This window comes from Bacillus cereus group sp. MG4, assembly GCF_040460055.1.
Classification (GTDB): Bacteria; Bacillota; Bacilli; order Bacillales; family Bacillaceae_G; genus Bacillus_A; species Bacillus_A wiedmannii.
The window spans coordinates 5,115,704-5,136,530 of sequence record NZ_JARVGZ010000001.1; the positions used below are offsets into that span (position 1 = coordinate 5,115,704).

Sequence of the window (20,827 nt, forward strand, 5' to 3'; positions counted from 1 at the left end):
AAAGCCTTCTTATGAAAGGCTTTTTATTTTTAGGGTTAAATTTCAGAATTATCAATTGACTTTATAGGTCTGTTTTTTTATATTAGTAGGTATACTAATAACTACTAACATACATGCATCGTTTTGAAATGAGAGTTATATAGAGTGTGAGGGGTACTGATGGATGAAATTATAAAGGAATTACAAAAGTTAGGTTTTTCCCAGTATGAATGTAAAGCGTATATTGGACTACTAAAACATTCTCCAGTAACTGGGTATGAAGTGAGTAAACAAACAGGGGTACCTCGTTCGATGATTTATGAAGTACTCGGTAAATTGATGGATAAAGGGGCGGTGCATATCGTTCCGTCAGAACCGGTGAAATATGTACCAGTACCAGCTACCGAATTAATGAATCGAATGCGAAAAGACTTTGAGAAGTCCTTTGAATTTTTAGATGAGAAATTAAATGGTTTAGAACAAGAGCGACAAATAGATGTAATTTCGCATATTCGTTCAAATGATCGTGTATTAAAAGAAATATGCAATATAATTAGTAGAGCAAAGGAAGAGTTATGGATTTCTGTATGGGAAGATCAAGTGCATGAAATTGAGCCATATATTCGTCAAAAGGAAGAGGAAGGTGTACATATATTTTCAATCTTATTTGGCACTCCCAATACAAAAATAGGCGCGACGTTTCACCATAATTACATGACACCCCACGTTGTTGAAAAGAGAATGGGTGGTCATTTAACTGTTATTGCTCGTGATGGAGAGGAAGTATTAATTGCGAACTTTTCAAATGATAGTACCTCATGGGCCGTAACAACGTATGACCCAGCACTAGTTCTCGTTGCTACAGAGTATGTGCGGCACGATATTATGGTTGAAGAAATCACGAAGGAATTTGGAGCTGATAAGTTAGATACGTTATGGCGTGAAAATATAGATTTAGTTCATGTCGTAACAGGAAAACGAACGATGGAAGGAATGGAGGATGATACGAATGAGTAAAGCTCAGGCCCATGTAGCTTTTCAGAGCGATGATACATTTCAGCAAGGAGTAAAAGATTGTTTACCAACTGTATTTGGTTACTTGAGCATCGGTATAGCAGCTGGTGTAATTGCAAAAACAGCAGGGTTCTCAATCATTGAAATTGCATTTATGTCCACTTTAATTTATGCAGGTTCTGCCCAATTTATATTAGCTGGTATGTATGCAGCCGGTGCTCCTGCTTCAGCAATCATTTTCACCGTCTTTTTTGTTAATTTACGCCACCTTCTAATGAGTGCTGCCCTTGCACCGTACTTTACGAAACTTCCTCTATTAAAAAACGTATTTATCGGTTCTCAAATTACAGATGAAACGTTCGGCGTGGCAGTACAGCATGCAGCGCAAAAAGGATATGTAGGCGAAAGATGGATGATTGGGCTAAATGTAACGGCTTATTTAAATTGGATTCTTGCTACTATCATTGGCGGGCTATTTGGTGAGTGGATACCAGATCCACATACGTACGGGATGGATTATGCATTACCAGCGATGTTTATCGGATTATTTGTCCTTCAGCTCATAAGTAGTAAACCGAAACTAGCAATTCATCTTATTGTTGCAATTGTAGCGATTATGATCGCATACGTTTCACACTTATTTATGCCAGATAGTATAGCGGTTATTATCGCAACCTTATTAGCTGCGACGATTGGAGTGGTAATTGAAAAATGGAAATGAGATTAGACGTATTATTACTTTTATTAGCAGCAGGAGCTGTCACACTCGTGCCACGTATTTTACCTCTACTCGTATTTAGCAAACTACAAATTCCAGACTGGGGTTTAAAATGGTTAAATTACATACCAATTGCGATATTAGCAGCACTTTTAGCCCAAGTATTATTTATGCATGAGACGATGCAGTGGGATTACTTGATCGCAGCAATTCCAACATTTCTTGTAGCGATATATACTCGTAGTTTGTTAGGTACAGTATTAACAGGAGTGATTGTGATTATTTTGTTACGTTTCTTTTTCTAAAAAGGATTACGCTCATATAATAGCGAAAAGTGTAATAACATGAAAAATATAGGGGTGGTGTTATGATACTTTTAACGATAGGAGCAATTTTGTTAACGTTGTTTATTTTATTTATTATCGGCTTCGTCACGTTTATGATGTTTGTTGATAAGGCGACACCTCAAATATATTATACACCTTGTGAATCAGTGACAGTGAAAACTAAAGGAAAACATAGAAGGAAGAAAAGTTGAATGTTGGCTTTTCTTTCTTTTATTTTATCTGATTTTTCTGTATGATTTAAGTTAGTTATCCAACTAACTTAAAAGGTGGTCATAGAAATGGCAAAACCGAACGTTGTTAATAAAGAGAATTTACTACAAGCAGCAAAAGAAATTATTGCAGAGCATGGGATGGAAAAGTTGACATTAAAAGCAGTTGCAGAGAGTGCTCAAGTTACACAAGGTACCGTATATTATCATTTTAAAACGAAAGATCAATTATTACTTGAAGTAACTGAATCGTTTTGTAAAGCGTCGTGGGAACAAATAGGAAAGGATGTACAGTTAGAAAAGGCTTTACAGTCTGCCGAAAGTAGATGTGTGAAAGATTCAATGTATCATCATTTGTTTTTTCAATTAGTAGCTAGTGGATTACAAAATGATGCGATGAAAAATAAAATTGGTGAACTGTTACAATATGAAAATCAAGAACTAGAAAGGGTGTTAAATGAAAAAGTTGGAGATAGAATGACATCTCAAATTCCAACTGAAACGTGGAGCGTTTTATGTAATGCATTAGTTGATGGATTGGCATTGCAAGCATTATTCAATCCATTTTTTTCTACAGATAAAGTATATGGTGATTTATATATGCTCTTGGAAAAGTTTACAGTGCTACAAAAGGGAGGTAATGTCAGTGAATAATAGACTTTGGCTCACAATTTTATTTTCTATCGGCGTTTGGCTTTTTGCCTCAGCGTTCTTCATTATTTTCGGTTCTTCCGTTTTATTAGAATACACTTCAAATGGATTTTTTCTACAATTGACGTTTCTTGAATTAGCAACAGCTATAGCTTTATACTTTGTAATGTGGTTATACCAAAGACTAGATACTACAAAATATGCAGTTATTAAGTTAGGTATATGTGGTACAGCAATCGGTTTAATTTTAGATTCTTACATCTTATATAATTCTTCTCGTATATTCTCACAATTATCCTCACAGCAAATCATATCATTTACCATTTGGATGGTTATTGCTTACGCTTTTTATTTACTAATTCCTTTAGTCATGGAACGAAAAAAACTGTTATAAAGAGGTGTTTTCTTCTCTTTATAACAGTCACATCCCCGAAAGAAGTAACAACAATAATCCAAATAAAAAACTAATCAAAGAAAGAAAACTGATACATATCGAGAACACACGATTATTTCTCCATTCGCGCCAGAAAACGATAAATCCTAAAATACAAAGGAAAAACCAAATGGGTAAGAATATAAAATCACTAATTTTCTCAGGGAGTAACGAGTAAAAAGTTGATAAATATAAGATCCAATTTGTAAAAAATAAAATGCAAACGATAATAGATTGTAAGTAGGGGCGTTTGAAAAACCCCTCTTTTTTTACGGTCATAAAAATGATAGTTAGCGCGGATATAAAGGCAATGACTATGAAAATAAATAACAGTAATGTAAGCGTCATTTGAGTCTCCTTTATAAGATTGTTTTTATCCCGCATTAACGGGCAGTAAGATCCCACCTCAAAATTCAGCGTAAGAAAAGAGGTTAGGTGGGGGAGCAACTGCCCGTAAAAGCCCGATTGGTTCAACTAATAATTAGTAGGAGATAAAGAGCCCCCACTGATTAAAGTTTCACTTTATAAGAAACGAATTTATTAGATTGTATGCTTGTTTTGTAGAGTGCACGTTATATTTTTCAGTGTACGGATTTAGAAAACCATGTTCACCGTGTAGTTGTTGTATTTCTAATAAAGGATTTTTTTGTTGCTGCAATGTTTGGATTAAAGAGGATACTGAAAAACTAGATTCTTTTTCAGGGAAAATAAGTAGGGTAGCACAAGTTGGTTTTATATGAACATAGTCGCGTATACGGGAACCGTAACATCCGATAATAAAATCTATTTTCGGATTGTTACTACATAGCCATGAGATGGTAGCTCCAATGCTAAAGCCGATAAGTTCAATATGTGTATAATTGCTTGAAAGAGTATTGATGAATTCGTCAATTTGGTCTTTTCCATCATCAAATCCAATATGATTTACAAAATGTTGATATGCTTTTTCTTCATCACTATAATGAAATGCGTGTTGCGTTTGTAGAAGATTAGGACAGAATACATCTATATGGGATGAAGTGAAGTGGTGGATAACGTGATGCATATGGTCGTTTACACCATATATTTCATGAACAATAACGAGAGCTAATTTTTTCTTCATAGTTACAATGTACCTCTATGAAACTTAAATTCTTTCTCAACAAGGCAGATACGTAGGTGGAAGTTTTCATACCATTGCTCACGACCTCTTTTTCTTGCTTCTTTATGTGAGGCGTTCTGTTTCCAATTGTCAATCGCCTCAAGTGATTCCCAATAAGAAATTGTGATTCCGAGTCCTGAATGATCTCGTGCACTTTCTACACCTAGAAATCCAGGTTGCTGCTTTGCAAGTTCCTCCATTTTGTCAGCAACGGTACTATAGTCTGCCGTATCATTTGATAAATTAGAAGTGAAAATAACTGCATAATAATGACTCGTTTTTTGCGATGTGCTCTTCATTCAAATTCCCCCTTGAAAATTATTTCATAGTTTGAATTTTAGCACGAAATAAAAAGAAAAGAAGCACGCGGCTTCTTTTCTTTTTTACGCTGTAAATTTTAATCCAGCATATATTTTACGACCCTTTTTTTGGATCCAACATACTTTTGCTTTTTTCTTTTGAATATTACGCTCATTCATTGTTATCTGTATAATTTGGTCAATCGCGAGTGGGGTGTTCGTTTGTACTTGGCACCCACCTGTACTATAGTCGATAATGGTCGCTTCAATCGGCATCCCATTCATATGCAATGTTCCAGGAGACATCAGTTGTTCACGTATATGTTGCCTGCGAAATTGTCTTGGTGATTTCTTTGTGTTTTTTATGAACGATGCAATTGCTAGTGTAAGAAATGCTTTATCGTATACCTTTTCCACCCGGTCATTAATAGGTTTACTAAATAGATGAAGAATGAGTTTACAATATTGCTCATGGGATACATCATGAAACGATACACCAATTTGTACTGAATTTGCTTGTCTTCGGATCCATTTTTTTGTACTATGAATCTTTTCTACCTGTCCAAAAGATAGTGTATAGGAAGATAGACTTGATAAAGTTTCAAATGGAATGGATGAATCTACTTCAAAACGTGCACCAGTTTCACTAATATCAAGGACGTGGCAAGAAATCGTCATATCTTCGGTTTGTAAAGTACCTGGTAAATTTATTACGAAACGTTCAGAGTTTCGGAAACGCGGTCTTTCAAATGCTACAAATAAGGAAGTGATAATAGCTATTCCGTTGTAAAGTACCCAGAAAATATTAATATATAAGCTTTCTCTTTCAATATGATATTGTTCAGGGGATAGAAGCATAAGCGTTGCCCGAATAAGTGCAATAATTGTTAATATTAGTAGCACGAGATGAGGGACACTTGCAATCCATAAAAAATGCCTCGTGTTATTTTGGACGCCTTTTCTCGTTACATGAAATTGAAACTTTTTCCGTAAGAATGTTTCAGACAAAATAGCAAATCCCATATAAGGTGCCATAGCTACTTCGTATACGTGACTCCACGTAGTCGTTCGTTTTTTATTCGAAACAGCTTTGAAAATAAGCTGTGACGTTAAAAAGGCAGGAGCCCAAAACATAAATAATTGCATAAAATTAATTTCTAAACTATAAATATCGAATACTAAAAATAATAGTGGTGCTAGTAAAAATATCATTTTATAAATGCCGAAAAACCAATAGTGGATTCCATCTGCATATAAAAGACGCTGCATAAAAGATAATCCTTTTAAAGTGAAAGGATTCCATTTTTTTACGACTTGAATATTCCCTCGACACCAGCGATCACGTTGTTTTAACAAATCGCTAAACGTTTCTGGGGATAATCCAACAGCGAGTGTTTCATTGACAAATACAGTTTCCCATTTGTTCGCTTGTAGTAGCATACCAGTTGCCATATCTTCAGTAATAACGCCAGTTGCAAATCCTCCAATTTCTTCAAGAGCAGTACGGCGAAATAGAGCGTTACTACCAACATACATCGTAGCGTTAAATCGATCTTTTCCTTCCTCTAATTGACGCATAAAGAAATCTTGTTCATTGGCGATATTATCTTCAAAAAACAAATTATATTGGAACGGATCAGCATTATAAAACACTTGTGGTGCTTGAACAAATACAACATTATTTTTAGAAAAATAACCAATCGTTCGCTCTAAAAAGTTGGCTCTTGGGACCATATCAGCATCCATTGTAACGATAATATCACCTGTCGAATGGGTCATGGCATGATTTAAGTTTCCTGCTTTTGCATGATTGTTTTCAGTACGAGTAATATAGTGAACAGAAAACTCACTAGCAAGATTTTTAACGCTTTCCCGTCGACCATCATCACAAATGTAAATATTGAGCAACTCTTTCGGATAAGTAATCATTGTACAACCAGCGACAGTTCGTTTTAATAAATCGAGTGGCTCATTGTAAGTTGCGATAAAAATGTCAACTTTAGGTAATGTTTCGAAAGTAGATAAAGGTACTTCTTTCCGTTTATACGGCTTCCATGAAATGATGCTGAAAACGATAGATTGTAAATAACCAGCCCACTCTGTAATTAACAATATAATACCCGCCATAATACTTATGAGATTAATAGTTGGTAACGAATAAAAAGTTCGCCAAATAAGATAAATAGTATTACTAACGAGAAATAGAATAGTAAGTAATTTTTTTGACCATAAATATTTATGGGCGAGAGCGTAAATAATAATTATTAAGAGAAAAATAATGCCTAAACCTTCGTATATAGAAAGGTTCATCAAAAGCCTCCTTTATTAATAGGGTATGGAAATATGAAAATTTTATATTAGGTTATAAGGATTCTGTAATTACCATTATATAGAATACCATAAAATAGGTTTAAAGTAAGAAGTTTCTATATTATTTATATTCAAAGTTTAATTATTATTGGATAGTGTTAGAAGTCTTAAAATTATTATATACAAATTCATAAATTAGGAATAAATCACATATTTTGTTAACAAATCACATGATTTATATTAGAATAATACATATAAAATATATATATATAATATGTTAGTAAAATGTATTGAAGGAGGTGATCTCTTTGCACAGTAAGATAAAAGAAAATAAAAAAATATTAAATGTATTTGTAGTTGTTATGAGTTTATTCTTGCTATTATCCCAATTACAGTTTTTAAGTCCAATTGATAAGGCGAGTGCAGCGGTAACAGATGATGAGGGATTCGATAAACCTACTTATCAATCTATTCATAAAGGTGATATGTATTCTACTGGGAATGTGAATTTGGGAGTTAAAATTGATTCGGCAAGGAAGGACAAAATACTCTATTCAGATATTGATTATGTAGCGTGGGAAACTGCGCCTGCTAGTCAAACAAGAGAATTAATAGATGTTGATAATGATTCAGGAACAAAAAATTCTTCAAAAGCTTATATTCCGATACCAAGTGATGCTGAAATTGAGTGGGCGGGTTTGTATTGGAGCTCAACACGTTACGAGCTGAAACAACAAGAATATACGGCACCTATAAAGTTTTCAACTCCAACAGGAAAGAGTTTTGATGTGTCTCCAAGCTATACTTACTATGGAAGTGGATTAGCTTACGGTTTTGGAATTAATGGTACGTATTATACTAACTATGCAAATGTAACGGAACTTTTGAAAACATCTAATTCAAAAGAGGGGAGTTATACTGTAGCGAATATTCCTTATCCAAATTCATACTACGCTTATAGTAGTGGGTATTATTCTTTTGCAGGTTGGTACATGTTAGTTGTCACGAAAGATAAATCAAAAACGAGAAAAGCTTTTACTGTTTATGATGGAGGATTAAAGCGAGCAAGTAGCTCTGGAGCGAAAGAGTTTGTAATAAAAGATTTTATTGCGGCAAGTAGTGGTAAATTAGAACCTAAAGTATCTGTGTTTGCTGTACAAGGGGACCGATATTGGAATAATGATAAGTTAGAGATGGACATTGATGGGAAAAATAATTGGAAAGGAATTACGGATACATTAAACCCTAGCGACAATATATTTAATTCTACAATTTCAGAATATGGTCAACATATGCGTGATAAGTACCCAGGTACTTTTGCCCCTGACTATAGAAATAACTTGGGAATTGATGCGGATTTAATTCAATTACCAGAAGGGTATATTAAGCCAGGTCAACGAGAAGTAAAGTTAAAAGCATATACAACAAAAGATGACTACGTATTAAACACACTAGCCTTTGCTGTAAATGCAACAGCGCCAGAGCTTGATATTGAAAAATCAGTCGTTAATGTAAAAGAAAAATACGAACCCGGTGAAGAAATCGTATATCGATTGAAAGTAAAAAATATTGAGCCGAATTCGAGTGCAATTGATACAAAGATTACAGATGTTCTAGACCATCGTTTAAACTTTATACCTGGATCGGTGAAAATTATCTCTGGTCCGAACGCGGGGAATCAAACAGATCAAGTTGATTATGATGAAAAGACGAGAAAGTTAACAATTAGGATTGGTGAAGGAGCGAATGCTTCGAAAGGCGGAATTTATACGGATAAAACGCCTGAAACAATCGTTGAATTTAAGGCAACATTAAAAGGTAGAAAGGTAGAAACTGAAGTTCCTAATACTGCCGTTGTTCAAGGGATTGATGAGTTAACAGGAAGTAAAGTTGAGGATAACTCTTCTAATAAAGTAGTAGTGAAAGTATTACCCGAACGAGAGGAGAAACCCGGGAAGTTAGTAGCTACTAAACTAGCTAAGGATATAAATGGTGGTACGCTGAAGGTTGGCGACAAATTAGAGTATACAATTCATACTAAAAATAGTGTGCCAGATTCTCTCTTAAAATCTGTTAAAATTACGGATAAACTCCCTGAAGAAGTAGAATATGTTCCAAATACGTTGAAGATAAACGGGAAGGAACAAACGGATGTTGAAGATGAAGATCATGCACATATAAAAGATGGAACGATTTATGCTCATCTCGGCGACCTTAAAGGTGAGGAAGAGAAAGCAATTACGTTTGAAGTTGTTGTAAAGCCGGAGATGGCAAATAAGAAAATAAAAAATATAGCAATAGTTGAGACTGATAGTTCGAAAGATAAGGAAAAGCCAGAAGTTGAAACACCAGTTGACCCGTTGTCTGGTCAACTAGAATCGAAGAAAGAGATTATTGGTATTAAGCAAGAAAAATTCCATGTCAATGATGAATTAGAGTATCAAATTAAACTTCGAAATAAGGTAGAAAATGGGCTTATTAAAGATATGCGTCTAACGGATAAGCTTCCTGGAGGTATAGAGTATATAGCTGGTAGTATGAAGTTGAATGGGAAGCGAATGACAGATGCAGTTGACGAAGATGAAGGATCGTATGAGGATAACACGATCAAAGTAAACTTTGGTGATGTACTTGATACAGAAGAAAGAACGGTAACTTTTAAAGTGAAAGTTACGCAAGACGCATTAAAAACGAAAGAAATTGAGAACATAGCGGTTATTGAGGGGAAAACACCAGATAATGAAGATTTACCACCACAAAAACCGAATGTAAAAACGAATGTGGAAGCAAGGGAGCCTACGGTAAGAAAGAAGGTTTCGGATGCAGATGAAAAAGAAGTGGAAAAGGCGACATTACAAAGTGTAGGTGAAGAGTTTACATGGCATGTAAACTATAATTTTGGTAATGATGTCATGAACCTTGAAAAAGTGGTATTGCAGGATGACTTAGAAGATGTGTTAACTGTCCTACAAGTACGACTTGTAAACAGCGACGGAGAAGAAATAGAAGTTATACCGCAAATTGATGAACAATTAAAGAAAGTAAGTATTGAGTTACCAAAGCAGGACGGAAACTATAATTATCTTGCGAATCAATCTTACACAATGCATATTAAGTCAACACTAAATGCTAATGTAAGTGCAGATATACTAACGAAATATAAAGAGAATAATGGTATTCCAAATAAAGCAGAGTTACTGTTTGATCAGAAGAAATCCATATCAAATGAAGTATTTGTAGTACCACCAACATTAGGAAAGTTTGAGATTGAAAAAGTAGATGCGAACGATGAAAACCTCAAATTAGAAGGCGCAGTATTTGAAGTGATAAGTAAAGATGGAAATACAGTATGTACATTAACAACTGATAAAAATGGTTTAGCAACTTCAACTCCATTAATAATTGGGAAATATACATTAAAAGAAGTACAGGCACCAAAAGGATATATGTTGATGAGAGAGCCAGTAGAAATAGAAGTGAAGTCTGGAATGGATTCACAAAAAATAAGAGTAGTAAATAAGAAGAGTGAATTTGTTATTCCAGAGACTGGTGGAATAGGGACAAGTATTTATTATGCAATTGGTGGAATATTGATGTTGGTTACATTGTTCCTCTTTGTTAGAAAGAGAAACAATGAGAGATAGAAATAACAAAAGCAATGAAAATGATAGGGAGTGGACGACAATGAAAAAGATTTTTAGTTTATTTTTAATCTGTATGTTAGCTTTTTCAACGTTATCTAACATAATTGTTAGTGCGGAATCTAGAAGTACAGGTACTTTAACGATTCACAAGTTTGAACAAAGTAAAGGTTCTAAAACAACTACAGAAGGTAATGGGAAAGAAGGACAAACTGTTCCAGAAGATGCAAAACCTTTAGAAGGTGTAACTTTTGAAATTAAACGAATTGAGTCATTTGAAAAAATTTCAAATGATGGAACTGTTATAAAAGAAGATGCAAAACCAGTAAAAGACGCTGCAATAACAAAGGTAACAAACACAAAAGGGGAAGCTGTTTTTACAAATCTTCCGCTAGGACGTTATGAAGTAAAAGCAATTGAAGGTCCAAAACATATTGCGTTGGATAAGACTACTTTTATTGTCGATATTCCAATGACAAGTGCAGACGGTAAAGATTTAAATTACGATGTTCATATTTACCCTAAAAATGAAACAAAACGTGGTTCAGTAGAATTCGTAAAAAAAGGTGAAGCCGGTAAAGTATTAAAAGATGCAGAGTTCCATTTATTTAAAAAGAATAAGGATGGAACTAGTACACAAGTTAAGACACCGAGTTCATTAGTAACAGGTGAAGATGGTAAAGTTCGTGTTGATTCGCTAGAATATGGGGATTATTATTATTTTATTGAGCATAAGGCTCCAACAGGTTATTTAACTAGTAAAGAGGAGCGTCCTTTCTCTATTAAGGAATCTGGTGAAGTAGTTAAGCTGGATGATATAAAGAACTATAAAGAACCTACCATTACTAAAAGTATAAATAACGGTTCAAAAGTAGCTGGAATTAATAAAGAGACAGATTATACGTATGATATTAAAACACTACTTCCTGAAGATATTCAATCATATAAAAAATATGTTGTAACAGATATTTTAGATGATCGTTTGGAAATAAAAGGCCTACCAATTGTTATGGTTGATGGAAAGAAAGTTGAAGATGATAGTGTAAAAGTAGTTGTAGAAGGTCAAAAAGTAACCGCTACGATTGAAGATTTTTCAAAAATAAATGGAAAAGAGCTTCATTTACAAATTACTGCAAAAATTAAAAGTGATGTTGAATCTGGAGTGAAAATTCCGAACAAAGCAGTACTTGATTTTGTAAACAAAGATGATGTTTCATCAGAAAAAGATGGAAAGCCATCTAATGAAGTGGTGGTCACACCGACAACGGGAAATATTAAAATTGAAAAAGTTGATGGTAAGGATAAGACGCTTAAATTAGAAGGTGCGAAGTTTCAATTACAAGATAAAAAAGGTAATGTTATAAAAGTTAATGGGAAAGAAATGAATGATATAACAGATGCAAATGGTATTATTACATGGAATGAAATCCCGTACGGTGAATATCAAATTGTTGAGACGGAAGCACCAAAGTATAAGGATAAAGACGGTGCAGTCGAACACTATCAAAAGTTAAGAGACCCGATTGATATTACGATTGATGAAAAACATCAAACAATAGAGCTACAAGTTGAGAATAATAAGAGCGGTTGGATTATTCCAGCAACAGGTGGAATGGGAACAATTTTCTTCACAGTAACTGGTCTTTTATTAATGATGACAGCAGCGCTTATTTTCTTTAGAAAGAAACCTGTTAAGAATTCTTAATTGATATCTTTATAATAATTGAGTTTAGTAAAGAGGAAAGGCATATTGCTTTCCTCTTTTCCACATTTTATCCGTAGTGAAAGAGGATGTTATGAAAAGAAATATTATTTTTGGAAGTATTTTTTTACTAGGGTTAAGTATATTTTTATATCCAACTGTAAGTAATTGGTTTGCAACGAGAACTCATTATTCAGAAGTGAGTATGTATGATGAAGCGATAAAGGAGTTGGAGAAAGAAGAGATTAATCGTAAAGAAACAGAAGCACAAGAGTATAATAAGAAAGTTCAAAATACGACGCAGACATTTTCGGATCCGTTTCATGAAAATGGTGAGGAGAAAAAAAGTTCCCATGTAGATGTGCTAAATATCGGCGAAATTATGGGATATATAGAAATTCCGAAAATAGATGTGAACCTTCCAATTTATCAAGGAACGGCGGAAGAAGTGCTAAGCCGTGGAATTGGGCAATTAAATGAATCCTCATTACCGGTAGGTGGAGAAAATACACATACAGTTTTAACAGGACATCGAGGTTTACCCTCAGCGCTTATGTTTACCCATTTAGACAAAATTGAAAAGAATGATGTGTTTTATATTCATTCGTTAGATAAAGTACTTGCTTATAAGGTAGATCAAATAAAAATCGTATTACCAAATGAAACAGAAGATTTATTAGTTGTACAAGGACAAGATTACGCAACATTAATTACGTGTACCCCTTATGGAGTGAACACGCATAGGTTACTAGTGAGAGGACACCGTGTTCCATATGATGCTGAAGAAAAAGAAATGATTACAAAACCTTTCATTTTAGAAGATTGGATGATCGTTTTTTCTATTGGTATTATTTGCATTGTCCTTCTAATAATCTATTTAAAAAAACGAAAATAGTATGTATTGTGTGGTGAGTGTGTGAGAAGGGGATTCATAAGTTTAGTTTTGTTCCTTGCAGGTTTATCTCTATTTCTATATCCATTGGTCGCTAATTATATAAACAATTATGTATATAAAACGAGAGTAATCCGTTACGAAAAAGTGGTTGATAATTTAAAAGTAGAAGATGTTAATGAGAAATTTCGTAGGATGGAAACGTATAATAGCTTATTAGGTAAAACTACTTTTAAAATGAATGATCCATTTGTTCATGATGAAAAAGTAAATAACGAACAATTAGATTTTATAAATAAAACTGAAGTATTTGGTACAATTACAATTCCAAAAATAAATGAGGAGTTGCCAATTTATTTAGGGGCGAGTCAAGAAAACTTAAGTAAAGGGATAGGGCAAATTGAAGGGACTTCATTACCAATTGGTGGGAAAGATACACATACTGTTTTAGCAGGGCATCGAGGTTATCACGGGGCAAAGATGTTTCGCCATCTTGATCGGTTAACTGATGGAGACTTATTCTATGTAAAGGTATTTGGAAAGCAGCAAGAGTATAAAGTAGTTGGCCGTGAGATTATTAATCCTAATCAAGTTGATAAATTAAATGTAATAAAAGGAAAAGATAAAGTTACATTACTTACGTGTGAACCATATACATCAAGTAAATATCGTTTGTTAGTGTATGGGGAGCGAGTAGAAGCAGAGCAAAATGAAATTGAAAGACAAAACAAAAGTATAGTAGATGTGAGGAGGCATGAAACAAGAGATTTATTTGAAAAACTGGCTTTTGGCATAGTGGGTCTCATTGTAATTTGTATAGGATTGTACGGTTTATTAAAAAGGAAAAACGAGTGATGCAACATATAATAAAAGAAAATGCCACTTCAAAATCGAAGTGGCATTTTTTATATTTCCTCTAAGCTATTAACTGGAACAGTTAATTCGCGTTTTGGATTTGTTACTTCATATATGCGGGCGGTTTCGTTGCTTTCATCGACGTGTTGAATCATAACAGGCATGCCTTGAAAACTGACATTGGCTTCTTCAGATGACTCGGAAAGCTCTTTTGCACGTTGTATATTCATTTATATTCCTCCCATCATTATTATCTTTGCAAAAAGGGAGGAATAATATACCATTTCGAGACATTTTTAAAGTTTTTGTATTATTTGTAATGTTTCTTTAATAAATGAAGAGAAGATGGAATCAGGATAGCTATCTATCGCTTGAACTGCTTCTTTTGCTTCTTTGAGTGCAGCTGTTTTATCTTGAAGTTCTATATAGCAAAGGGCACGATAAGATCCAGCTGTTAATAACCACGATTGATCAAGTGGATGACTCATATAATCCGGTATGATAGCACGATCTAATACTCCTAAAGCTTCCTTGTAATGTTTTAAACCATACAAAGATTTTCCTTTTTCAAGATAATACAGTCCATCGTCTTGAAAAATTGGTACATCTTTTAGTTTTTCTCGGAATTGTTCTAGATGTTCTAATGCAATGGTATATTCGTTTGTAATTGTATTGTAGTAATAAGCTTTTAATATATGTATATTTGCAGCAGATAAAGTATCTTCTGTAAATATGGCAAATTGCTCAGATTTTTTTATGTAATATAAATATCTTTCTTTATCAGTTGTAATGATTTTTTGATAAGATAAAATACGGTAAAATTCATCTGTTTTATAATACACTTGATGTTTTTTTGAAAATGCAAGTGCATCTAAAATGACTTTTTCACATTTTTCATAATTACCATATGCGAGTAAAATAATTGCTTCTTTTAAATATAATTGTATATGTGTAATAAGGTCCATTTCTAAATTCTTCGTTTTATATTCATCGCGAATTCTGGTAATCAACTGTAAACATTCTTTATATTTTTTCCGTTTGTAGAGCATATAGTAAAACAGTAGTTTCGTTTCAGTACTTTCGCGATACAAAGTATATTTTTCAAATATAGAAACAGCTTTTTCAACGTAATATTCAATATTATAATCGTTCATAATAGCCGCTCCAGTTATGAACTGTTTATATAAACGTGCTGTATTTAAAGTAAGAGGTAGTTCTTTTTGAACGATAGGTAGTAAAGTCTCATATACTTCATCGCATTTATTTGCTTTTATTAATGGCTCCATTTTTTGAATGAGTGCTACAATTTCTACATCATCTTCTTCTAATAAAAAACTCGTTTCACATTCAAGTTTTTCTGCAATATATTGTAATGTTTTCATAGAAGGTGTAGCTTTTCCATTTTCAATTTGACTAAGCATGCTTTTTGTCAATTCGGAACCTGCCAGTGCTGTTTGAGTAAGCTTTTTTTCTTTTCGCAATGCCTTAATTTTTTCTCCGAGAGTTGCCATATTGTAGCTCCTTTATAATTAAAAAAGTTAAATACAATTAAACTTTTTGTTGTAATAATTGGAAAGTTGATTATATAATAAGTTTAACACAATTTAACTTTTAAGGGGAGAGTGTCATAATGGAAGATGTAAGTATAGGTCAAGCTGATTCAAGAATGAAGATTGCAACGAGAAATATCATTTTAATGATGATTGGAAAGATGACGTCTTTGTTAGGGGCGGGTATTTATACGTTTGCAATGGGGTTATACGTACTAAAGACAACTGGTTCAGGAATGGGGTTTGCAATTACGCTCGTTTGCGGATCACTTCCAAGGATGATCTGTGGTCCAATTGCAGGTGCTGTAGCTGACCGTGCCAATCGAAAATGGCTTGTCATTGGTACAGATTTATTAAGTAGTTTAACGATGCTTATTATGTTTATTCTTGTTACTATATTTGGACCATCACTTCTTTTTATTTATATTTCAGCAGCATTATTATCAATTTGTGCAAGTTTTTATTCTGTTGCATTAACGTCGTCTATTCCGAGTTTAGTGGATGAGGGGCGTATTCAAAAAGCGAGTGCTTTAAATCAAACGGCAGCTTCTTTATCAAATATTTTAGGGCCGATTATTGGTGGAGTTGTATTTGGTTTCTTTTCCATTAAGTCGTTCTTTTTGTTAAATAGCATTACATTCTTTTTAGCGGTTATTTTGCAATTATTTATTGTGTTTGATTTATATAAAAAAGAAGTGGCTGGGAGTAAAGAGCATTTCTTGACGAGTATAAAAGAAGGTTTTTCATATGTAAAACGACAGCATGAAATATATAGCTTAATGAAAATAGCATTGTGGGTAAACTTTTTTGCTTGTGGGCTAACCGTTGCACTTCCATACATTATCGTCCATACATTGCATTTATCTTCAAAGCAACTCGGTACTGTAGAGGGAATGTTAGCAGTCGGGATGTTAATGGGGGCGATTGCTTTATCAGTGCGTAAAGAAGTGAATAATCCGTTTCGTTCTATTTATACGGGACTGTTTTTGTTTGCTGGTTTGAGTTTATGTACAGTCTTCCCGTTGTTAGTTACCATTCCAAAAGTGGCAAGTTTTATTTACTATATAGCTTTTATGATGTTAACGGGTATATCAATTATGATTGTAAATATTCCGATGCAAGTACATATGCAAAAGACGACAGATCCGAGCTACTTAGGGCGTGTGTTTGGCCTACTTGAAACAATTGCGACTGCAATCGCACCGCTTGGTATGATTGTATATGGATTATTATTAGATATGTTGCCAACTAGCATTGTTATGATGACGATAGGCGGGGGGGTATTGTTAGTTGTATTAGTTGGAGTAAAGCAACATATGGCGAAAAAACAAGTAGATGTGTCGGCTTAAAAATAAGAAAATAATAAAAATTTGACTTATCATTATAAAAATGACCAAATTAGTATTTTAGTTTTTGAAACTCTTTTTCATGTATGTTACAGTATAGTGAGCAGGCAAAGAAAAGGAGAAAACATCATGAAAAAATTAAGTTTTGTTATGCTTTTTCTGTTAGTCGTAATGGCTGGATGTAGCAATTATGACACATATATTGAAACAGGTATGCAATCATTGAAAGATGAAAAATATAGTGATGCAACGATGTGGTTTGAAAAAGCAGAAAAAGAGAAATCAGGAAATGAAGCAAAATCATATAAAGAAGTTGCAGAGAGAATGGATCACGGAGCAACAGCATTAAAAGACGGTAAGTATTTAGAAGCGAAAGACATTGCAAATGAAGTGTTACAAAAGAAAAAAGATGATGCACTTGAAAAAGCTGTAACATCAAATGCAGAGAATATGCTTCAAAAAGCAAAAGATGTAGAAGAGAAAGTGAATGAAAGAGTAGCCAAGCGTAGAAAAGTAGAAGAAGAAGGAATTGATAAACTCATTAAAGCTGTCGATAGTATAGATGATGTGAAAGAAAAAGAGAAGAAAGTTTCAGAAGCGTTAGATAAGGCTGAAGAGGCGCAAGCAAAAATTGAAACGAAGAAAAATAAATAGAGTTATCGTTTAAAAGGCTGTCGTGTATAACGACAGCCTTTTAATCTTTTTCTGCATAAGAAGCGATGCTATGTAGTAAAAAAGAAATAATTTTAGAATTCCATCTGTCCTCATGATGAATCGTATAAATGTTACGTTGAAATTCAAATCCCGGGATGGGTATATAGCATAGTTCATTTCGTTGTACTTCTTGTTCAATAGCTAGTTTAGAAATAAAAGCGACACCATTACAATATTTTAAAATTTGTTTCATTGTTTCTAATGAATCTAATTCAATTTCAGATTGGAATGTAATGTTATGAGCTAACATCCATTTTGTAAGTAAATCTCTCGTTGTAGATGGATTACGATGCAATAGTATACGTTCTTTTTCAATATCTTGTAGTGATACATTTCCTTTTTTCGAGAAATGATGTTCTTTGGAGAAAGCAAGAACAAGTGTATCAGGCATTACATTTGCCTGTTTTAAAAGTAATTCATCAAACGGTGCTGCGGAAATTACACCGAGATCAATTTCATGATTTTGTAGCATCGTTCGAATTTCAGGAGCTGTTTTTACCATAAGTGTTATTTTTATATTTGGAAATTCGCATTGAAATTGATGAACAATTTCTGGTAAAAGATAAGTCGCTGGTACATAACTAGCGCCAATTGTTATAGCGCCTTTATGAAAATCTTTAAACTCCTGCGTGACCCGTCTAGCTTCTTTCATAAGTGCATCTATTTTACAAGCATAATGATGTAATGCCTCACCAGCCTCTGTTAAGAAATACCTTCCCGAACGTAATTCGAATAAAGATACACCGAGTTCCTCTTCTAGGCTTTTTATATGGAATGTAATAGTAGGTTGTTTAACACCTAGTTTTTCTGCAACGATTGTAAGCTTTTTGTATTTCTTAATAAGCACTACAATTTCCAATTTTAAGAGATTCATTATGAATTGCCGCCTTTTTTATTTTAACTATAGAAAAAATCTATAGAAATAAATAGTTTATTAGAAGTTTTTTAATTTAATCTTTACAGTACATTAACATTCAGTATAAATCTTCCATATAGAATGAAAGCAGGTTAAGAGTGAGGGGAGAGAGGTGAAACGATGGATATTAAAATTAGTGGATTAGAAAAGAATTTTGGAAAAACGCAGGCGTTAAAGCCGTTACAAATTGTCATGAAACAAGGTGAATTCACCACACTTTTAGGGCCTTCGGGATGCGGGAAAACGACTTTACTTAGAATGATTGCAGGACTTGAAGAGCCAGATAAAGGTGAAATATATTTTGGAGATACGTGTATGTATTCTGGTGCGAAAAAAATAAAAACATCTCCTCATGAACGTAATATCGGTATGGTATTTCAAGATTTTGCTTTATGGCCACACATGACTGTATTTGAAAATGTCGCATTTGGTTTAAGAGCTACAAAGCAAACGAATCAATTACGGGAAAAAGTAGAAGATGCAATAAAGCGAGTTCGCCTGCAAGGGATGGAGAAAAGATATCCGCATGAACTCTCTGGTGGACAGCAGCAACGTGTCGCATTTGCTAGAGCAATTGTAACGAAACCACATTTTATTTTGTTCGATGAACCGCTGAGTGCACTCGATGCAATTTTGCGAGAAGAAATGCGATTAGAGCTTATGGATATCGTTCATTCGATCGGTTTAACGGCATTGTATGTCACGCACGATCAAACAGAAGCTATGTCAATGTCAGACCAAATTATTGTTATGGAACAAGGAGAAGTATTACAAAAAGGAACACCAGAAGACATTTACGTGAAGCCATCGCATGAATTTGTTGCAAAATTTGTTGGTAAGGCAAATTGGCTTGTAGAGGGTAAAGAAATGGTTCGTCCAGAGCATGTGAGCTGGACCAAAAATGAAGTGTGCGAAATGTATACAGGTGAAATTCAGCACGTTACATATGTAGGGGAACGTTATGAAGTGAAAGTAAACATGGGGACACGCGGTGTATGGACAGCTTATCACAATAGTAAGTTAAGTATCGGGAAACCGGTATCGTTATACGTACCAAAAAAATGTATTCATCATATAGGGGGAGAATCGTATGAAGAAATTCAGTTCGCTTAAGTCTTTATTTGTATGTACATTATTATTTTCTGCTGTCGTAACAGGCTGTAGTTCAAAGACAGGTAATGCAGATGCAAAAAGTAAAACTACTAATGAAAAGAAAATTGTTGTATATAGTGCAGGACCAAAAGGATTAGCAGAAAAAATTCAAAAGGACTTTGAAAAGAAAACGGGTATAAAAGTGGAAATGTTTCAAGGGACAACTGGAAAAATTTTAGCGAGAATGGAAGCTGAAAAGAAAAAACCAGTCGTTGACGTAGTCGTACTTGCTTCTTTACCAGCGATGGAAGGATATGGTCAAACGTTAGCTTATAAAGAAGCAAAACAAGCTGATAAGCTTCGTCCAGAATGGTCGGATGATAAAGGTCATTATTTCGGGTATAGTGCTTCCGCATTAGGAATTGTGTATAACACAAAAAATGTGAAGACAGCGCCTGAAGATTGGAGCGATATAACAAAAGGAGAATGGAAAGGGAAAGTGAATCTTCCAGATCCAGCACTTTCAGGTTCAGCTTTAGACTTTGTAACAGGATACGTGAAAAAGAATGGAAAAGATGGATGGAATTTATTTGAACAACTTAAGAAAAATGAAGTTACAGTAGCAGGGGCAAACCAAGAGGCATTAGATCCAGTTGTAACAGGTGCAAAAGATATGGTCATTGCGGGTGTTGATTATATGACGTACAGTGCAAAAGCAAAGGGTGAACCAGTTGATATCGTATATCCAAAAAGCGGAACAGTCATTAGTCCACGCGCAGCAGGCATTATGAAGGATAGTAAAAATGTAGAAGGTGCAAAAGAGTTTATTGATTATTTATTATCAGATGATGTGCAAAAACAAATTTCTAAAGCATATTTATTGCCTGGTAGAACAGATATAAAAGCTGAAAATAGACCAAATGTGGAAGAGATTCCAGTATTAAATATTGATTGGAAAACAGTTGAGAAGGAACAAGATGAAATAGGAAAACAATTTAAGAAAGTATTTCAATAAGAT

The 20,827-nt window shown here is 34.0% G+C and carries 21 protein-coding genes; 14 read left to right on the forward strand and 7 right to left on the reverse strand.

Features of this window, described 5'->3' with window-relative positions; all coding sequences use genetic code 11:
* Positions 1-159 precede the first annotated feature (159 nt).
* From QCI41_RS27025 to QCI41_RS27050, 6 genes are all read left to right on the forward strand, one after another.
* Complete coding sequence (locus QCI41_RS27025) at positions 160-996, forward strand: TrmB family transcriptional regulator (RefSeq protein WP_353836240.1); 837 nt, start codon at positions 160-162, stop codon at positions 994-996.
* The gene (locus QCI41_RS27030) at positions 989-1,714 is read left to right on the forward strand and encodes an AzlC family ABC transporter permease (RefSeq protein ID WP_353836239.1); all 726 of its coding nucleotides are present in this window, start codon (positions 989-991) and stop codon (positions 1,712-1,714) included. Before QCI41_RS27025 ends, QCI41_RS27030 begins: the two co-directional genes overlap by 8 nt.
* Entirely contained in the window at positions 1,705-2,016 is a 312-nt protein-coding gene (locus QCI41_RS27035; RefSeq protein ID WP_000425942.1) for an AzlD domain-containing protein, read from the forward strand. The genes QCI41_RS27030 and QCI41_RS27035 overlap by 10 nt, the downstream gene beginning before the upstream one ends.
* A 62-nt stretch (positions 2,017-2,078) precedes the next feature.
* Complete coding sequence (locus QCI41_RS27040; RefSeq protein WP_048561248.1) at positions 2,079-2,249, forward strand: DUF3951 domain-containing protein; 171 nt, start codon at positions 2,079-2,081, stop codon at positions 2,247-2,249.
* An 87-nt stretch (positions 2,250-2,336) separates the two neighbouring features.
* On the forward strand, positions 2,337-2,921 hold the full coding sequence (locus QCI41_RS27045; protein ID WP_353836238.1) for a TetR/AcrR family transcriptional regulator: 585 nt from the start codon (positions 2,337-2,339) through the stop codon (positions 2,919-2,921).
* Positions 2,914-3,312, forward strand: a complete 399-nt coding sequence (locus tag QCI41_RS27050) for a DUF5367 family protein (RefSeq protein ID WP_353836237.1) — start codon at positions 2,914-2,916, stop codon at positions 3,310-3,312. The genes QCI41_RS27045 and QCI41_RS27050 overlap by 8 nt, the downstream gene beginning before the upstream one ends.
* A 27-nt stretch (positions 3,313-3,339) precedes the next feature.
* On the opposite strand, the gene QCI41_RS27055 is transcribed toward QCI41_RS27050, so the two are convergent.
* The 4 genes from QCI41_RS27055 to QCI41_RS27070 form a co-directional block, all read right to left on the reverse strand.
* Complete coding sequence (locus tag QCI41_RS27055; protein ID WP_353836236.1) at positions 3,340-3,699, reverse strand: hypothetical protein; 360 nt, start codon at positions 3,697-3,699, stop codon at positions 3,340-3,342.
* Positions 3,700-3,868: 169 nt separating this feature from the next.
* Positions 3,869-4,453, reverse strand: a complete 585-nt coding sequence (locus tag QCI41_RS27060; protein WP_353836235.1) for a dienelactone hydrolase family protein — start codon at positions 4,451-4,453, stop codon at positions 3,869-3,871.
* A 2-nt stretch (positions 4,454-4,455) separates the two neighbouring features.
* Positions 4,456-4,791, reverse strand: coding sequence for an antibiotic biosynthesis monooxygenase family protein (locus tag QCI41_RS27065; RefSeq protein ID WP_353836234.1), 336 nt, complete (start codon positions 4,789-4,791; stop codon positions 4,456-4,458).
* A gap of 84 nt (positions 4,792-4,875) precedes the next feature.
* Positions 4,876-7,101: a glycosyltransferase gene (locus tag QCI41_RS27070; RefSeq protein WP_353836233.1), complete on the reverse strand. Its 2,226-nt coding sequence runs from the start codon at positions 7,099-7,101 to the stop codon at positions 4,876-4,878.
* Positions 7,102-7,409: 308 nt separating this feature from the next.
* Here QCI41_RS27070 and QCI41_RS27075 point away from each other — a divergent pair, with 308 nt between their 5' ends.
* The 4 genes from QCI41_RS27075 (at position 7,410) to QCI41_RS27090 (ending at position 14,191) form a co-directional block, all read left to right on the forward strand.
* A complete protein-coding gene (locus tag QCI41_RS27075) occupies positions 7,410-10,745 on the forward strand; it encodes an isopeptide-forming domain-containing fimbrial protein (RefSeq protein WP_353836232.1) in 3,336 nt (1,111 codons plus the stop codon).
* A gap of 40 nt (positions 10,746-10,785) precedes the next feature.
* Complete coding sequence (locus tag QCI41_RS27080; protein WP_353836231.1) at positions 10,786-12,447, forward strand: SpaH/EbpB family LPXTG-anchored major pilin; 1,662 nt, start codon at positions 10,786-10,788, stop codon at positions 12,445-12,447.
* Positions 12,448-12,538: 91 nt separating this feature from the next.
* The gene (locus tag QCI41_RS27085) at positions 12,539-13,339 is read left to right on the forward strand and encodes a class C sortase (RefSeq protein ID WP_353836230.1); all 801 of its coding nucleotides are present in this window, start codon (positions 12,539-12,541) and stop codon (positions 13,337-13,339) included.
* 21 nt (positions 13,340-13,360) lie between these two features.
* Positions 13,361-14,191: a class C sortase gene (locus tag QCI41_RS27090; protein ID WP_353836229.1), complete on the forward strand. Its 831-nt coding sequence runs from the start codon at positions 13,361-13,363 to the stop codon at positions 14,189-14,191.
* A gap of 50 nt (positions 14,192-14,241) precedes the next feature.
* Here the strand turns inward: QCI41_RS27090 and QCI41_RS27095 are convergent, their stop codons facing one another.
* Positions 14,242-14,421: an H-type small acid-soluble spore protein gene (locus QCI41_RS27095; RefSeq protein WP_001025736.1), complete on the reverse strand. Its 180-nt coding sequence runs from the start codon at positions 14,419-14,421 to the stop codon at positions 14,242-14,244.
* Between the two features lie 66 nt (positions 14,422-14,487).
* Positions 14,488-15,702: a helix-turn-helix domain-containing protein gene (locus tag QCI41_RS27100; protein ID WP_193671507.1), complete on the reverse strand. Its 1,215-nt coding sequence runs from the start codon at positions 15,700-15,702 to the stop codon at positions 14,488-14,490.
* Positions 15,703-15,821: 119 nt separating this feature from the next.
* Between QCI41_RS27100 and QCI41_RS27105 the strand changes: the two genes are divergently transcribed.
* Positions 15,822-17,090 carry an MFS transporter gene (locus QCI41_RS27105; RefSeq protein ID WP_353836228.1) on the forward strand — a complete coding sequence of 423 codons (1,269 nt, stop codon included), beginning with the start codon at positions 15,822-15,824 and terminating at the stop codon, positions 17,088-17,090.
* A 126-nt stretch (positions 17,091-17,216) separates the two neighbouring features.
* The gene (locus QCI41_RS27110; protein WP_353836227.1) at positions 17,217-17,741 is read left to right on the forward strand and encodes a hypothetical protein; all 525 of its coding nucleotides are present in this window, start codon (positions 17,217-17,219) and stop codon (positions 17,739-17,741) included.
* A 40-nt stretch (positions 17,742-17,781) separates the two neighbouring features.
* Here the strand turns inward: QCI41_RS27110 and QCI41_RS27115 are convergent, their stop codons facing one another.
* The gene (locus QCI41_RS27115; protein ID WP_353836226.1) at positions 17,782-18,675 is read right to left on the reverse strand and encodes a LysR substrate-binding domain-containing protein; all 894 of its coding nucleotides are present in this window, start codon (positions 18,673-18,675) and stop codon (positions 17,782-17,784) included.
* Positions 18,676-18,837: 162 nt separating this feature from the next.
* Here QCI41_RS27115 and QCI41_RS27120 point away from each other — a divergent pair, with 162 nt between their 5' ends.
* A complete protein-coding gene (locus QCI41_RS27120) occupies positions 18,838-19,830 on the forward strand; it encodes an ABC transporter ATP-binding protein (protein WP_353836225.1) in 993 nt (330 codons plus the stop codon).
* Positions 19,808-20,824 carry an ABC transporter substrate-binding protein gene (locus QCI41_RS27125; protein WP_353836224.1) on the forward strand — a complete coding sequence of 339 codons (1,017 nt, stop codon included), beginning with the start codon at positions 19,808-19,810 and terminating at the stop codon, positions 20,822-20,824. Before QCI41_RS27120 ends, QCI41_RS27125 begins: the two co-directional genes overlap by 23 nt.
* Positions 20,825-20,827: the final 3 nt, after the last annotated feature.

Bases quoted from the DNA above. Each gene is read 5' to 3' on its own strand.
- QCI41_RS27110 (WP_353836227.1), top strand. From the start codon at position 17,217: ATGAAAAAATTAAGTTTTGTTATGCTTTTTCTGTTAGTCGTAATGGCT.
- QCI41_RS27080 (WP_353836231.1), top strand. From the start codon at position 10,786: ATGAAAAAGATTTTTAGTTTATTTTTAATCTGTATGTTAGCTTTTTCA.
- QCI41_RS27030 (WP_353836239.1), top strand. From the start codon at position 989: ATGAGTAAAGCTCAGGCCCATGTAGCTTTTCAGAGCGATGATACATTT.
- QCI41_RS27125 (WP_353836224.1), top strand. From the start codon at position 19,808: ATGAAGAAATTCAGTTCGCTTAAGTCTTTATTTGTATGTACATTATTA.
- QCI41_RS27095 (WP_001025736.1), bottom strand. From the start codon at position 14,421: ATGAATATACAACGTGCAAAAGAGCTTTCCGAGTCATCTGAAGAAGCC.
- QCI41_RS27065 (WP_353836234.1), bottom strand. From the start codon at position 4,791: ATGAAGAGCACATCGCAAAAAACGAGTCATTATTATGCAGTTATTTTC.
- QCI41_RS27070 (WP_353836233.1), bottom strand. From the start codon at position 7,101: ATGAACCTTTCTATATACGAAGGTTTAGGCATTATTTTTCTCTTAATA.
- QCI41_RS27040 (WP_048561248.1), top strand. From the start codon at position 2,079: ATGATACTTTTAACGATAGGAGCAATTTTGTTAACGTTGTTTATTTTA.
- QCI41_RS27105 (WP_353836228.1), top strand. From the start codon at position 15,822: ATGGAAGATGTAAGTATAGGTCAAGCTGATTCAAGAATGAAGATTGCA.
- QCI41_RS27120 (WP_353836225.1), top strand. From the start codon at position 18,838: ATGGATATTAAAATTAGTGGATTAGAAAAGAATTTTGGAAAAACGCAG.
- QCI41_RS27045 (WP_353836238.1), top strand. From the start codon at position 2,337: ATGGCAAAACCGAACGTTGTTAATAAAGAGAATTTACTACAAGCAGCA.
- QCI41_RS27025 (WP_353836240.1), top strand. From the start codon at position 160: ATGGATGAAATTATAAAGGAATTACAAAAGTTAGGTTTTTCCCAGTAT.
- QCI41_RS27055 (WP_353836236.1), bottom strand. From the start codon at position 3,699: ATGACGCTTACATTACTGTTATTTATTTTCATAGTCATTGCCTTTATA.
- QCI41_RS27115 (WP_353836226.1), bottom strand. From the start codon at position 18,675: ATGAATCTCTTAAAATTGGAAATTGTAGTGCTTATTAAGAAATACAAA.
- QCI41_RS27035 (WP_000425942.1), top strand. From the start codon at position 1,705: ATGGAAATGAGATTAGACGTATTATTACTTTTATTAGCAGCAGGAGCT.
- QCI41_RS27085 (WP_353836230.1), top strand. From the start codon at position 12,539: ATGAAAAGAAATATTATTTTTGGAAGTATTTTTTTACTAGGGTTAAGT.
- QCI41_RS27100 (WP_193671507.1), bottom strand. From the start codon at position 15,702: ATGGCAACTCTCGGAGAAAAAATTAAGGCATTGCGAAAAGAAAAAAAG.
- QCI41_RS27060 (WP_353836235.1), bottom strand. From the start codon at position 4,453: ATGAAGAAAAAATTAGCTCTCGTTATTGTTCATGAAATATATGGTGTA.